This window comes from Buttiauxella izardii, assembly GCF_003601925.1.
Lineage (GTDB): Bacteria > Pseudomonadota > Gammaproteobacteria > Enterobacterales > Enterobacteriaceae > Buttiauxella > Buttiauxella izardii.
In genome coordinates, this window is record NZ_QZWH01000013.1 from 1 (window position 1) to 14,540 (window position 14,540).

The following is a 14,540-nucleotide window of genomic DNA, read 5'->3' on the forward strand; positions in this document are numbered from 1 at the left end:
CATAACAGTATCTACAAAACCTCATCAGACAAAAACTCTACAGACTAATCTCCACTTCATGCCGCGACCCATCATCTTTCAATGGAATGCGATCGTCTACAAGCCACGTCTCATCAAGCTTCACTCGATATTGTCCTTCCCCGCGCATTGCCTTGATCTGATACTCACTACCACCAAACCGATAAACCAGGCTCACCGATGGCCAGCTCTCTGGCAATAATGGATGAACGGTTATCGCATCACCGTGGCGCTCAATCCCCAGCAGCGTTTCGACAATTAAGCGATACGCCCAACCTGCCGAACCGGTGTACCAGCTCCAGCCTCCGCGCCCGGTGTGCGGCGCAACGCTGTAAATATCCGCCGTCATTACATACGGTTCGACTTTATAACGCTCGACCGCATCGGGCGTCAGGCCGTGGTTTATCGGGCTTATAAGCGACCAAAGTTGCCACGCTCGCTCTATATTGCCGCTACGGGCAAAAGCCATCACCGCCCAAATCGCACCGTGGGTATATTGCCCGCCGTTTTCTCGCACACCCGGAAGATAACCCTGAATGTAGCCAGGATTTGGCCCGTTGCCGTTAAATGGCGGAGTCAGCAGTTTGATTAGCCCAGCCTCGTTATCCACGAGACGCGAGTCCAGCGCCTGCATCGCTTGCGCACAACGCTCGGCGCTTCCCGCCCCGGAGAGCACCGCCCAGCTTTGGGCAATCGCATCAATCTGGCACTCTTTCGCGTTTTGCGATCCCAGCGCTTCCCCGCTGTCGAAATAGCCCCGGCGATACCACGCGCCGTCCCACGCTGCTTTCTCAAGGTTGATTTGCAGTTTTGCGGCTTCTTCGCGGCAAATTTTAGCCATATCGTGATCGTTGATTTTCTCGGCAAGTATCGCAAAACGCTGCAACACATCGTAAAGGAAGAATCCGAGCCAGACGCTCTCGCCCTTGCCTTTCAGCCCGACCAGATTCATACCGTCGTTCCAGTCGCCAGCGCCCATCAGTGGCAAACCGTGTTGACCAAAGCGCAGCCCATGGCGAATGGCGGCAACGCCGTGTTGCCAGAGCGTTTCTTCAAGGGCGCTGATCACCGGTTGTTCATAGGCCGACTCTTCCCCTGTCTGCAATTCCCGACCCTCAAGATATGGCAGAGAATGTTCGAGCAAACCGATATCGCCGGACGTTTCGACGTAGTGGCAAATCGCCAACGGCAGCCAGAGATAATCATCAGAACAGCGGGTGCGCACACCATTGCCTAGCGGCGGATGCCACCAATGTTGCACGTCGCCTTCCACAAACTGGCGTGATGCGCAGAGCAGGATTTGCTCGCGCAGCCATTCCGGTGCGGCGTGGCTTAGCGCCAGAGTGTCTTGTAGCTGGTCGCGGAACCCGAACGCCCCGCCGGACTGATAGTAACCGCTGCGAGCCATCAGGCGACAAGCGATGGTCTGATACAGCAGCCAGCCGTTGGCGAGCAAGTTAACCGACGGATCGGGCGTCGTCACAACGATTTGGTCGAGCATTTGATGCCAGTAACTGTGCACATTCGCCAGCTCGCTGCGGGCAGCGTCTTCACTCAGATACTGGTTAATCAGCGATTCCGCTTCATGCGGATTCTGCCCGATACCCAGCACAAAAATAAACGTCCGTTGGTCGCCGTCAATCAAGGTTGTGGCTGATTGAACCGCCCCGCAAGGATCGAGTCCCGCGCCAGTTTTATCAGACAACATGCGTTGTTGCATGGCCGCCGGATCACGCTGCGAACCATTGCGCCCGAGGAATTCCCGTCGGTCGCCCGTCACCGAACAATGAACGCCGGTGACTGCAAAGAAAGCCGTTCTTTCCGAACCGTTGCTGTTGTAGAAATTGTTCGCCAGCACGCCGCAGCCGCGCCCGGTTGTCGAGCTGCGCGTCACAACGTGCATCGCCGATTTGCTGCGCGATTCGCCGAGCGCCCATTCCACATAACCCGTTACTGAAATTTTGCGCGTGCGTCCGGAGGTATTGCTGAGCGTCAAAATGGCGATTTTTACCGGTGCGCGTTCCGCCACCAGCACCGTCAGTTCAGTGTCGATTCCCGTTTCACGGTGAGCAAAAACGCTATAGCCGAAGCCGTGGCGAGAAAGATAATACCCGTTGCCACGTACCGGAAGCGTGGTTGGCGACCAGACTGCCCCGCTTTCTTCATCGCGCAGATAGTACGCTTCACCGGAACGGTCGCTGATCGGATCGTTTTCCCACGGCGTAAGCCGATATTCATGGGCGTTTTCGTACCAGGTATATGCTTGTCCCGCCTCTGAAATAACCGTACCAAAACTGGCATTGGCGAGCACGTTGGCCCACGGCGCAGGCGTCTGATCGTTTTCATTGAGGGTAATCTGGTATTCGCGGCCATCTTCCGAGAAGCCGCCGCGCCCGTTGAAATAGACCAGCGCGCGGGTATCAGGCTGCCACGGATCGTGTTGATTGGCGGGAATTATCGAGCGAGGAACAAACGCCGGTTGCGCAGGAATTGTCGCCTGTAGACGCTGATTGAGCTGCTCTTTCAGGCCGCCCGCCCGGTCGTCGAGCACAATTTGCGCCACGCTCAGCAACAGCAGTCGATCTTCCGCCGACATATGCTCGCCATTACGCACAAAAATGCCGCCGGGTTTATCAATCTGGCTGGCCTCAGAACCCGCCATCAGCAGTTCCAGTATTTGATTTTGCAACTCCTGCTGATAGCCGCCTGGGTTATCGTTAAGAATCACCAGATCCACCGCCAGCCCTTTCAAACGCCAGTAATGGTGCGCCTGAATCAGGGTGGTGATCAGCAAGATACTTTCGTCGCTGGTGACGTTCAGGATCACAATCGGCAGGTCGCCGGAAATCGACCAACCCCACAGGCCGGACTGCCCGCGTCGGTTACGGCACAACGTTTTCGCATCTGCTCGCAGCTCGGGGCCAGGGAACAGCACCGCGCTGGCAAGGCGGTTAAACAGCGTCGCGTCGTCTTCGTTGGCGTTTATCTGGCGCAATACAATCTGGCTATGCGACCACGCCAGTTCAAACACGCGGTCGGCAATCGGATGGTCGTGATATTTTTCAATTAACGCCTGGCTTTGCTGACGGCTTTCCGTCACGCCATAAATGATATCGACCGTCACCGGAATGCCGGGTTGTAAAACGATCGACTGACGAATAGCCAGGATGGGGTCCAGCACTGGCCCAACGCTATTGGTCAGCACGCCGCTTTGCGCATTTGCCAGCGCGTTGGCTGGCGTTCTCCCTCGCCCAAGGAATTTGGCGCGGTCGGTTTCAAAGGAGGTTTCGTTTTGTGGCTGGCCATGAACCACCATGGTGTGGAACATCCACGGGCAACGTTCATCAGGCGCACGCGGGCGTCGGTGGCAGAGAATGGCGTGTTGTTCAGGAAGCAACTCAGTCTGAATAAACAAATTACTGAACGCCGGATGCGCGAGGTCGCTCTCTTTCGGTGCCAGCACCACTTCAGCGTAAGTCGTCAGTTCGATGGTGCGTGGCTGCCGCCCACGATGCAGCAGCGTGACGCGGCGCAGCTCAATATCATCTTCCGGTGAGACAACAATCTGCGTTTTCACGTTAACCGTTCCCGCCACCAGCTTGAACTCGGCTCCCGCGTCGGTAAATATCGCATCATACTGAGTAACCGGCTCACCGAGCGGCTGCCAGGTATTGCTCCATACTTCTTTTGTGACAGGGTCACTGATGTAACAGAATGCGCCCCAGTTATCGCAGGTCGCATCGCTGCGCCAGCGGGTTAACGCTAAGTCTTTCCAGCGGCTATAACCGCCACCGGATTGGCTGACCATCAAATGATAATCGGAATTCGACAGCAACTGGACTTCGGGAATCAGGCTATCTACGTCGGTAAACTCGCGGGTTTCATACTGAACCGGTTGCAACACCCCTTCGTGGGACTCGAAATGACGACGTGGACTGTATAGCTCAACGGCGTCAGGCACCCGTTCCTGCAAGAGTAAGCGAGCCGACTGGAAACTCGGGCTGGTCATAAATCTGTCCACCATTGGCGCACCTAACAGCACATGAGAAAGTGCCTGGAAAGCCATGCCCTGATGGTGCGCCATCCACGAACGCACCACGGCATACATCTGGCCGCTGGCGAGGCGTGACGGCGTATAATCCAGCGCTTCGTAGAATCCATATTCGCCGCGCGCGCCGTTTTTTTCGAGATTCAGCAGATTTTCACAAGCTTTGTGAGGCGAGATTGTCAGCGCCATCATCGTGGCGTATGGCGCGATCACCATGTCATCCGCCAGGCCGCGACGCAAACCCAGACCCGGCACGCCGAAAGCGTGATACTGGTAATTTTGCAGCGCATCGAAGGAGTAATAACCGGACTCGGAAATCCCCCACGGCACGCCCCGCTCCTTGCTCCAGTCAATCTGGCGTTTCACCGCCGACTGGCTCATCTCTTCCAGCAAACTGCCCGGATAAGTCGGCATCACCAGGTTCGGCATCAGGTATTCAAACATTGAGCCACTCCACGACATCAGCGCCGTTTCGTTATCAATGGTGGTGAATAGCCGCCCCAGCGCAAACCAGCTTTTCAGCGGCAACTGATTCGTGGCAATCGCCAGGAAACTGGTCAGGCGAATTTCTGACGGCAGTAAATCGTAATGGCTGTTGTCGAGCTTATTGTTATCGCAGTTATAACCGACGCTGAGCAGGCTGGTGACTTCGTTATACAAAAAGACGAAATCCATGTGCGCGTGTTCAATCAGCCGCTGTTCCAGTTCGGTAATAATATCCAGACGCGTGCGGGCCTGGCGGATCACCGCTTCTGGCGGCGTCCCTTCGCCGGTATGTTTTGCCTGCGCCAGCCATGACAGCGTGGGGAGTGAATCACCGTCCCAGGTGGCGGGCAGCCAACTGAGAAAATGCGTCCATTCATGGCAAATCAGCACCAGTTGACGCTGAAGATGTTCCACCCAGCGGCGGATGCGCCCGTCTTCATGATGACAAAGCGCATGCAGGCGATTGCTCTGCGCGCGCATGTTTTTTAATTCAGGAAACAGCAATGCCGGATGGAGCGTGGCGGCGGTTTTGCAATGGTTACGCAACTGGCGCAGCGAAGTGGGCGCATGCTGCCCCCAGGTTTTCTCAAGGATTTGTAACGTGTCATCCAGCCCCATCAGCAATTGCTTCGCGTTGAGGATGGGCTGGTTACGCAGCCCTGTTAACCCCGCGCTGAGGGTGAGCAAATGCCCGGCCATATTGCCGCTGTCTACGCTGGAGATATAACGCGGATTGAGCGGCACTAAAGTGCGGGTGTCGTACCAGTTATATAAATGGCCGCGGTAATGCTCCATTTTATCCAGCGTGTCGAGCGTCAGCGTGATGCGTTGCAGCATTTCCCCTTGCGGAATATAGCCAAAATCCCAGGCCGTCAGGTTCGCCATCAGCGACAAACCGATGTTGGTAGGCGAGGTGCGGTGAGCAATCACCGGTTGCGGGATTTCCTGATAGTTATCCGGCGGCAGCCAGTTTTCCTTCTCGGTAGCAAAGGTTTCAAAAAAGGCCCAAATCTCACGGCTGCTCTGGCGCAGCAGACGGGTATTTTCTGCATTAAAGGAGATGTTCTGGCGAATCGGTTCGCGGCTTAGCCAGCTCAACAACAACGGAGCCAGGCACCACAGCACGCCGATCGGCACGGCAAAAAACAGCAGCATCGGCGCGAGAACCACCGTCAGCGAAATCAGCGCAGTACCAGTAACCACATTGAGCCACATGGCGCGATAAAAACGCAGCGGTGAGGTTTTTGCCCCCTGCGTACTTTGGTCAAAACTGGCCCACTGATTCAGGTTGTGATGGCTAATCCCCAGCCGCCATAGCGTGACGACAATCGCCTGAATGGAATACCCCGCCTCATGAGGCAGCGTGATAAACCCGAGGCCAATGCGCATCAGGCGTTTAACCCCGCCCGTAGAAACCAGTTTGAGGTGTTGCAGGAAAGGCCGACGCGCGGGTTTGTTGAGAATATCCTGGGCGATAACCAGCGCGGTGGGCAGCAGTAATACCACTGCCAGCACAGTCAGCCAGTAAACAGGATTCGGCACCAGCAACATGGCGCAAAACAGCAGGATCAGAAATGACGGTGCCACCAGGCTGCGGCGTAAATTATCAAGCAGCTTCCAGCGTGAAAGTGTGTTCAGCGGGTTTTTCTCCCGCGAGCCATCGGCTTTCCTGACGCGCAATTTAAGCCAGTTCAGCAGTTGCCAGTCGCCGCGGATCCAGCGGGTGCGCCGTGAAACATCGGTGAGGTAATTATTGGGATACTGCTCGTAAAGCAGCACTTCACTGAGCAAACCCGAGCGGGCGTAACATCCTTCGAGCAAATCATGGCTCAGCACTAAGTTTTCCGGGCAGGTATTGTGCGTCGCCTGGGCAAACGTATCGACGTCGTAAATGCCCTTACCCACAAACGAGCCTTCAGCAAATAAGTCCTGATAAATATCTGACGACATCATGGAATAAGGATCGTTACCCGGCACGTTACTGCACATCGCGGCATAACGCCCCTGCCCGTTTCGCGGGATCTCTTCTGCCAGCCCCGGCTGCAAAATCCCGTACCCTTTCACCACCCGCTGTTTTACGGGGTCAAAAACTGGGTGATTGAGCGGATGCGCCATCGTAGCGACCAGTTTATGCGCCGTATCGCGCGGCAACACGGTGTCACTATCCAGCGTGATGACGTACTTCACCCCGGACGGAGGGCTAATCACATTGCTGTGGACTTCGGAAAACTGATTGGCGGCTTCGCGTAACCAACTGTTTAACATCGACAGTTTGCCGCGTTTTCGCTCGTACCCCATCCACACGCTTTGTTGTTCGTTCCATTGCGCTGAACGATGCAGCAGGAAGAAAAGTGGCTGAGGAACCGACGCATAGCGGCGATTGAGATTCTGCATCTGCGCTTCGGCCCAGTGCAATAAATCGGCGTTTTCCGGGGCATTTTCATCGGGTGAATCGGCAAAATCGGTCAGCAAGGCAAAGTACAGGTTTGGCGTGTTGTTACCGAGATAACACACTTCCAGGCTGTTAAGCAGCTTGTCGATCCCTGCCCGGCTGGTGAGCAAACAAGGGATGACCACCATGGTGCAAAACTCCGCCGGAATGCCGGTTGAGAAATCCATGCGTGGCAACGGCAGCGGCGAGCGAAAGCGCGTGGTGGCTTCACTGAGTAAATTGACCGCAAGCTGGCTAATCAGAACCACCAGCGGTAACGCCAGAAGCGCCAGCGGCCAGTTCATACCTTGTTGATGAGTGTGAGATAAAATGTCGGCGGTGAACGCGGTCGTTATCAGGCTCAAACTACCCAGCCAGGATAGCAACGGAATTTGGTTGAAACTGTGGCGCAGCCGCACCACCCAGGACGTATTCGCCCCAAGCTGTTCTTCAAGAGCTGCGCGCCCCTCACCGATTAAGTAAAAGCCGACGTGATGCGCGGGCGTTGCGGCATCGGTGGCTTGTGCCATTTCCAGAATATGCGCGGCGACTTCCGGTTCGCTGTGATGGCTGTGCCGGGCGAGGATTTCAATAATGTGGCGATAGTGGTCGCGGGTATCAAAATGCATCGCTGGGTAAATCCCTGAAGGATCCTGGCGCAGCGTTTGTTCCACCAGGCTCATGGCTTCGGCAAAATCGGCCCAGTTGGTTTCACTCAGCAGACGTAAACCGGCGATGCTGTTGCTGACAGAAAGCTGGCTCGCGGCAAGTTGCTGGTTAAAGCGATGAATCAGGAAATCGGTAGTGACGCCCGTTTCCGCCAGCCGCTGCTCGACCCAGGTCAGCGGCAAAGAGAGCATATTGCCGCGCCCCTGCAAACGGCGCACCAGCTCCGCCACAAAAGCGCTGCTTAATGGTGGTCGCGAACGGGCCATATCGGCAATCACCATGATCAAATCTGCGGGCGTGTTTTCGGCACATTCAAATATGCGCGTCACCCACACATCCGCCAGGTTGCGCTCTTTCTGCGCTTCGGCCACTTCGATGCTAACGCGGCGTAAATTCTCAATCAGCGCCAGACGCAACATGCCCGGCAGCGCCCAAAGCTCCCCGAGCGTGAGCGGCGTCACCTGCTGATACGCGGCGATATAACTTGTCAGACTGGCGGCGTCCCAACGCCCATCGGCATGGGCAATGGCTTCCGAGGCAATATCATAAATTCGTGGGCAGTTATGCGGAGCGGCGAGCGGCGGCAACCCTTTACCAAAGTTCTTCGGCAAGTGATGGCGAACCACGCGGATCTGTTCTTCGATCAGATAATAGTTATCGAGCAGCCATTCGCCCGCAGGCGTAATCCCGGATTTCTCACCCGCATTCAGCAAGTAACAATTGCGGGTAATGATGGCTTCGTTATCTTCCAGGCGCTTAAGCAAATAGTAAGGCAGCTTCGCGGTGGCTAATTTATGGGAACGCGCCAGTTTCTGTCCATAGCGCTCCATCTGGGCACCTGAAAATAGCTCGGCTTTAATAGGGCTTTCATTGGCAGGTTGAGTACCTAGCCAGTCCGTAATTTCGGGATGCACTTCCAGTGGCTTACTCGTCGTAAGCCACTGTTTAAGATTAAATTTCATGAATTTGCTCATCGGGCGATATGAACGCGCAGGAGCAGTTGTTGAATCAGATCAGAAACGTTCTCTCAGGATGGGGTGTCAGGCATCAGGGATCTAACAGCTGCAAGAGTGTTGCTAATAAGTATAGTTAGGCTTTCAGGGAGTGAGGTGCACTGTAGCACGCCCTGGATAAATAACGCACAGTTATGAATCACAACAAATTATCACTTCACAAATAAGGACTTTGGGCGATAAAACGGCAGCACTAACCGACACATCCCACTACGCCTCTGTGCCATGCTGATGGTGTTTTTTATCGGATAATGGAGCAGTGATGATCACATTATGCAAAACCTGCGGCACGTCCTACGAGATTGCCGACTCCCATCCAGAACATTGCAAAATTTGCGAAGACGAGCGCCAGTATGTGCCGGTGGCCGGGCAAAAATGGGTGACTCTGGAAGATGTTTGCGCTTCACATTCTAATAAATGGAAACAGTACGAGAGCAATCTTTTCAGCATCCAGACGGAACCTGATTTTGCGATTGGTCAGCGTGCTTTTATTTTGAGAACGCCGGAAGGCAATATTCTGTGGGACTGCATCGCCACTCTCGACGACGCCACCAAAACGCTGATTGCCGCTATCGGCGGGCTGAGCGCTATCGCCATTTCACATCCTCATTACTACACCACTATGCAGGATTGGGCCGCCGAATTTGACGCCCCGATTTACCTTCACGCCAGCGATAGCGAGTGGATTATGCGCGACAGCCCGCACATTGCGCTTTGGGAAGGTGACTCTCATAAGCTCAGCGAAGATGTCAGTTTGATTCGTCTCGGCGGGCATTTCGCGGGCGGCACCGTTCTGCATTGGGCGAACGGCGAAGGCGTTCTGCTTACCGGGGATATAGTGCAGGTCACGCCCGGTGCCGATGCGGTTTCATTTATGTGGAGCTACCCGAATATGCTGCCGCTGCCCGCTGCGACGGTCAGCGATATGACCCACCGCCTGAGCACCGTGAAATTCAACAAGCTCTACGGCGCATTTGCTGGAAAAGACATCCCGGCAAACGCGGATGAAATCGTGCGGCGTTCAGGTGAAAAGTATATTGCTTGTTTGGGGTAGTGATTATTGCGTCACTCAAACTGCCAATATAGCGGCGTGCCGTAAACTTCCACGAAATAATCAATCACTGCCCGGACATTTAACGGGGGATGGCGCGCGTTAGGATAGATAGCGGCTATATGCTGTGGTTCTGTTTTAATCGCGGCCTCAAATTCCCCCATCACTTTGACGAGGTCGCCTTTTTTAAGGCTGTCACCTATCAGCCAGTCGGGAAATAGCACTAATCCCATGCCGCCCAGCGCACAGGTAAATAATGTTTCTGCATTATTAGACGTCAATAAACCGGTCAGCGGGTAATGCGACCAACTGCCACCGCGCTCCCTGAATAACCAGCGATTAGCCCCCGACGATCCTTTATAAACCAGACATTTATGTTGGCTCAGTTCAGCGGGTAATTCTGGCATACCATATTTTGCAATGTAGCCTGGCGAGGCAGCCAGATGATAATGCTGAGTCCCAAATACGCGAGCGTGGAAAGAGGAGTCCGTCAGCGTGCCAATCCTGAAAATCAGGTCAGAAGCATCCTTGTGCGGGTCGATATAATCATCGGTTTGCGTCAGTTCAATCAAAAGCCGGGGATAGCGGGATGAGAGTTCAGACAGCCACGGCGCGATATGGCGCTGACCGAAAAATACCGGGGCATTAATCCTTACCAGCCCTGCCGGTTCCAGGGACCTGTCCTGCATCTCTCGACGGGCTTCACTCAATTGTTCAGTCATGGTGCGGGCGTATTCAATAAATAACCTTCCCGCCTCGGTGGGAATCACCGCCCGGGTATTGCGGTAAAAAAGCTGCTGCCCAAGCGTGTCCTCAAGTTGCAGGATCACGCGGGAAATCATCGACGCAGAAACCCCTTCACGCCGGGCGACGGCTGAAAAACTCTGCTCGTCAAAAACACCAATGAAAAATATCAGCGTGCGAAAATTAATGGTGCCCGGATCGTACATTATCCTGATTCCTGCAATAGTGTTTCCTGAATTATACCGTTTTTCATGATGACTAGCTGCTATAGCATGCTCCGCCTGAATCACTGGAGAACGTTATGCAGCTTTTATTAGTTTTACTCGTCGTAGCAGGCGGAATGGGGTTGTCCGTTGAAGCCGGATTATTAGGCCCGCTGGGCAATGAAGTCGGTGACTTATGGGCAACGTTCAGCATTTTCGGCGTCGGCGCAGCGCTGACATTTCTGCTGATGCTGTTCTTTAGCCCCCGTAACAGCCCGTCGTTCTTTTCTCAGCCCGCATGGACTTTACTGGGCGGGATTCTGGGGCCGGTATATGTCGTCATTCTGACCGTCGCCGTTCCCACAATCGGCATTGCGATGACGATGATTGGCGTGCTGGCCGGGCAAGTCTTTAAAAGTCTGGTGATTGACCACTACGGCCTTTTCGGAACGGCTCATCGGAAAATTGACGGTAAACGTATTATTGCTTTGATTTTTATAATTGCCGCCCTGCTTCTTGTGGCAAAAGGCTGAGATGAAATGATGACTATTTTAATGATTATTCTTGCGGTTATTGGCGGCGCGTTCCTGAGTATGCAAGCTGCCATAAACGGAAAATTAGGCAGCCACGTTGGCGTGTTCCGCAGCGCATTTCTGACGTTCTCAGTTGGCGCACTGCTCACCGCCCTGCTGATTTTCTTCTTCGAGGAAAAGCATGCGCTGACCTTGCTGGACGTGCCGAAATGGCAGTTGCTTGGCGCGTTTTGTGGTGTTCCCTACATTGTGATTATGGTTCTGGCCGTGCAGCGAATCGGCGCGGCGGTAGCTACGGTTGCGGTCATCTTTGGACAGCTGGCAATGAGCATGCTCATTGATCATTTTGGCTGGTTAGGCAATGAGGTGATTCACTTCTCGGCGACCCGCCTGGGCGCGGTGATTTGCCTCGGCATCGCGCTGTTCTTTATTTACTCAAGCAGTAAAACCAGCGCCAGGCTCGCAGAGAAAAGTTTGGGTTAAGTGATGATGAATGCCCGTGACAACCATACCCGGCTTAACCACCAGCGCAGCGTCTTGCGAATAGTGTTCCATCAGCGACTCGAAGTCTTTTGCTGAAATAGCTCTGTCACACGATTCAATTATTTGACGTAGCGGATGAGGGTGCATGTTCATGTCTCCTGGGTTTTAGCCAAATGAGTAAGAGGAATTAAGACTACAGTTCAATCGCCATTTCCATGCAGCGCAGATTTGCCTGAGCAAGCCTGGATGAATAGTAACTTTCCTGAAGAAATATAAAGCCATGCTTTTCATAAAACACTTGCGCGTTGGGTGTCGAGGACAAGGTTAATCGGGCAAAACCTTGTTTACGAGCCTCACCTTTTATTGCCTCGAGGACCTGACTGGCGAGGCCTTTTCCAATGTGATCTGGCGACGTGAAAATCGCCTCCACACTCCCCGTAGCAAGATCAAGATAGCCCGTTGCCACAGGTTTAGCGTCTGGCCCTTCAATCACGAAGAAAGGGTTTTCTAGAATGACCGATCTGAAACTTTCAGGCATCTCGTCAGGCGTCCAGGCTTGAATGACGCTTGATTCATAGCTTTGCGCACATCCATGCCGAATAGCCAGGTTTCTGACATTCCAACATTCCTCTGCTTCATCGGGTGCAGCGAGTCTGATGTTCATGGTTTTCCTTCTCAGTGATAGCGGGCAGTAATTTATGTTTACCATCGGGGCGGTTTTGAGCGATAAGCAGAAATTCCATAATTTACATTAGACAACCTGATGAGCGTTCCATTCGTCGCGCGTGATTTCCCAAAGTTCGGAGTCCAGCAGACCGCTGACATATTCTCTCTTTTCAGTCCTGATAAGCCGCATGCCGCTACTGTCTGAAATACGTCTGGAACGGCTATTGAGAGACGCTTTCGGCGCACGCAATACTGTCTTATTTAACGTATTAAACCAGTAATCCGTAGCTACATTACTGGCCTCACGCATATAACCCTGCCCCTGATATTCCGGGGCTAACCAAAATCCACGGTTATTATCCTCTACGTCATAAAGGCAGATTAAACCCATGAGTTCGTCAGGGGCCTCTCGGTGTCTGATAGTCCAGAACCAGGCAATACCTTTTTCAATATCAGGTAGGGCAACGTTATTGACGTAATTCTCAGCACCGTTATCAGGATAAGGCCATGGTACTGAGGAGACCATATAGCGAACTATCTCCCAGCGTGGATAAAGCACCTGAATCTGTGAGGCATCTTCGGCTGCTAATGGCTTTAACAGCAAGCGTTCTGTATGGAGTTGTGGTATTTGCATACGCGCTTTTCCTTTCCGAGCAAGATATCTATTTCTGTTTTGCCAGTTCGATAGTTACTTCAATTTATCTGAATGGACAGAAAACATCCATGCAATAGGAGGTTTAGTCAGCATCGGTCGAATGAAAGGACAGAGATGAGTGAGGAACGGACCTATGATGTTTAGAAACTGCGCGATTTGCAGTTACGCAATAAAGTAAAGATGGTTAATTTCGATCTGACTGGCCTCATCACTGGACATTATTTCCGCATGTGCTCTTTCGTCCTGACTGAAAAGTACGATTTGCACGGAGCGAGTGCAATCAACACGGCAGAGACTGGCACAGAGGCACCACAATTGTTTATCCACAGAAACGGGGGATAAGCACATGGGTAATGGACAGAAAGTGCTGTCTGTCGAATCTGCCGGGGATTTATACTGACAGCCATGATCATCACAGAAAGATATGGGATTGCAGATGTCTGTTGAATGGGTGGGTGTAGCTGATAGTGCTGTTAAAATCGGGCTGGGTGCGTTAATCACCATTGTTGGCGGTTGGATTACATTAAAATTAACACACCGCCATGAAATCAGGAAAGATGCAGTGGCTCAACGACTGCGAGATATAGAGAAAAAAACAGACCGCTATATAGATTTCCTTTCTTCATCGCAATTGCTGATGCAAAAATATCTTTATGATTCATGCGACCCAGGCAGTGAGGATTACACCGATTATATGCGGTTGCATAATATTGTGAGTCTCACATCCACGTCAGAATTGCGAGTCTATGCTTTTGATACTCAAGCAAAAGTATCGCAAGTTATCCTGCTCAGAAAACCCAGTGATCTTATTGACTCCTGCCGTGATGCCGCGAGAAATTCCGTTTCTGTGCTTCAGGGCGTAGTGAGTGCCGAATTGCTTCAGGATAATGCTGCGCTTCAGGACAAACCACATGCATGGTGGGCGTTCTGGCAGAGATAAGGCAGAACAGTTATTTGTTGTAGGTATCAAAGCCTAACTGAAATGCTAGGTCAGCCAGCTCAAGTACAGCCTTATTTCCATCTGGAATTTTCCTTGCCATATCATTACGGTACTTAAGATTGGAAATAATGGCATCGTTTATGTTTTCGCCCTTTGCAGCTGCATCACTTCCAATATTGCACATGGAGATCAGCTGCTTTTCCGAAGACCGAAAATCGTAGGCACTGCTTGGTGTAATCATTGCTGCACGGATTAAAGATGAAGCGATGGACTCGCATCGCTCTGCCGCTCCAGCTGCACTGACATACATGCAGCCAACAATAATGAGAGTAGTAATAACTTTCATTGTGAATCCTGTCTTTTAAGGGTTAGGAATTTTACCAGATGCAACTATTGGTCAGAAACACCTGACCAACCAAAAGCGCGCAGTTTTATGCCAAAAATTAAACACCTGAAAGTCCGCTCCTGGCACAGAGCGGACGTCAGCATTAGTATCCTCTCTAATGCGCTAACCGGGCAAAGCTTGGAAAATCCGCCGGACCGCGAAAAGATACGTTCCGCGCCTTACGTCTAGGTTTTGATGGCAAACGGCCAGGTTAA

General features: G+C 52.8%; 9 protein-coding genes and 1 pseudogene. 4 read left to right on the top strand and 6 right to left on the bottom strand.

Features of this window, described 5'->3' with window-relative positions; genetic code table 11:
- Positions 1-37: 37 nt before the first annotated feature.
- On the bottom strand, positions 38-8,614 hold the full coding sequence (locus D6029_RS07650) for a glycoside hydrolase family 94 protein (protein WP_120064205.1): 8,577 nt from the start codon (positions 8,612-8,614) through the stop codon (positions 38-40).
- Positions 8,615-8,927: 313 nt separating this feature from the next.
- On the opposite strand from D6029_RS07650, the gene D6029_RS07655 reads away from it, so the two are divergent.
- The gene (locus D6029_RS07655) at positions 8,928-9,719 is read left to right on the top strand and encodes an MBL fold metallo-hydrolase (RefSeq protein WP_120064206.1); all 792 of its coding nucleotides are present in this window, start codon (positions 8,928-8,930) and stop codon (positions 9,717-9,719) included.
- Between the two features lie 11 nt (positions 9,720-9,730).
- Here the strand turns inward: D6029_RS07655 and D6029_RS07660 are convergent, their stop codons facing one another.
- Entirely contained in the window at positions 9,731-10,666 is a 936-nt protein-coding gene (locus D6029_RS07660; protein WP_120064207.1) for a LysR family transcriptional regulator, read from the bottom strand.
- Positions 10,667-10,761: 95 nt separating this feature from the next.
- Here D6029_RS07660 and D6029_RS07665 point away from each other — a divergent pair, with 95 nt between their 5' ends.
- Positions 10,762-11,196, top strand: a complete 435-nt coding sequence (locus tag D6029_RS07665) for a DMT family transporter (protein WP_120064208.1) — start codon at positions 10,762-10,764, stop codon at positions 11,194-11,196.
- A 9-nt stretch (positions 11,197-11,205) separates the two neighbouring features.
- On the top strand, positions 11,206-11,679 hold the full coding sequence (locus D6029_RS07670) for a DMT family transporter (protein ID WP_120064266.1): 474 nt from the start codon (positions 11,206-11,208) through the stop codon (positions 11,677-11,679).
- Between the two features lie 12 nt (positions 11,680-11,691).
- Here D6029_RS07670 and D6029_RS22655 read toward each other — a convergent pair.
- From D6029_RS22655 to D6029_RS07685, 3 genes and pseudogenes are all read right to left on the bottom strand, one after another.
- Positions 11,692-11,826 (bottom strand): annotated as a pseudogene (locus D6029_RS22655) (DUF4440 domain-containing protein); the annotation flags it as partial.
- Between the two features lie 46 nt (positions 11,827-11,872).
- Positions 11,873-12,343, bottom strand: a complete 471-nt coding sequence (locus tag D6029_RS07680; protein WP_120064209.1) for a GNAT family N-acetyltransferase — start codon at positions 12,341-12,343, stop codon at positions 11,873-11,875.
- An 87-nt stretch (positions 12,344-12,430) separates the two neighbouring features.
- On the bottom strand, positions 12,431-12,979 hold the full coding sequence (locus D6029_RS07685; RefSeq protein WP_120064210.1) for a GNAT family N-acetyltransferase: 549 nt from the start codon (positions 12,977-12,979) through the stop codon (positions 12,431-12,433).
- Positions 12,980-13,436: 457 nt separating this feature from the next.
- Between D6029_RS07685 and D6029_RS07690 the strand changes: the two genes are divergently transcribed.
- The gene (locus D6029_RS07690) at positions 13,437-13,940 is read left to right on the top strand and encodes a peptidase M14 (RefSeq protein ID WP_120064211.1); all 504 of its coding nucleotides are present in this window, start codon (positions 13,437-13,439) and stop codon (positions 13,938-13,940) included.
- 10 nt (positions 13,941-13,950) lie between these two features.
- Here D6029_RS07690 and D6029_RS07695 read toward each other — a convergent pair whose 3' ends face one another.
- Positions 13,951-14,286 (bottom strand): hypothetical protein, encoded by a 336-nt coding sequence (locus D6029_RS07695; RefSeq protein ID WP_120064212.1) that lies wholly within the window; start codon positions 14,284-14,286, stop codon positions 13,951-13,953.
- Positions 14,287-14,540 lie beyond the last annotated feature (254 nt).

Excerpts from the sequence above, each read along its gene's own strand:
- D6029_RS07650 (WP_120064205.1), bottom strand. The coding sequence starts at position 8,614 with ATGAAATTTAATCTTAAACAGTGGCTTACGACGAGTAAGCCACTGGAA.
- D6029_RS07655 (WP_120064206.1), top strand. The coding sequence starts at position 8,928 with ATGATCACATTATGCAAAACCTGCGGCACGTCCTACGAGATTGCCGAC.
- D6029_RS07660 (WP_120064207.1), bottom strand. The coding sequence starts at position 10,666 with ATGTACGATCCGGGCACCATTAATTTTCGCACGCTGATATTTTTCATT.
- D6029_RS07665 (WP_120064208.1), top strand. The coding sequence starts at position 10,762 with ATGCAGCTTTTATTAGTTTTACTCGTCGTAGCAGGCGGAATGGGGTTG.
- D6029_RS07670 (WP_120064266.1), top strand. The coding sequence starts at position 11,206 with ATGACTATTTTAATGATTATTCTTGCGGTTATTGGCGGCGCGTTCCTG.
- D6029_RS07680 (WP_120064209.1), bottom strand. The coding sequence starts at position 12,343 with ATGAACATCAGACTCGCTGCACCCGATGAAGCAGAGGAATGTTGGAAT.
- D6029_RS07685 (WP_120064210.1), bottom strand. The coding sequence starts at position 12,979 with ATGCAAATACCACAACTCCATACAGAACGCTTGCTGTTAAAGCCATTA.
- D6029_RS07690 (WP_120064211.1), top strand. The coding sequence starts at position 13,437 with ATGTCTGTTGAATGGGTGGGTGTAGCTGATAGTGCTGTTAAAATCGGG.
- D6029_RS07695 (WP_120064212.1), bottom strand. The coding sequence starts at position 14,286 with ATGAAAGTTATTACTACTCTCATTATTGTTGGCTGCATGTATGTCAGT.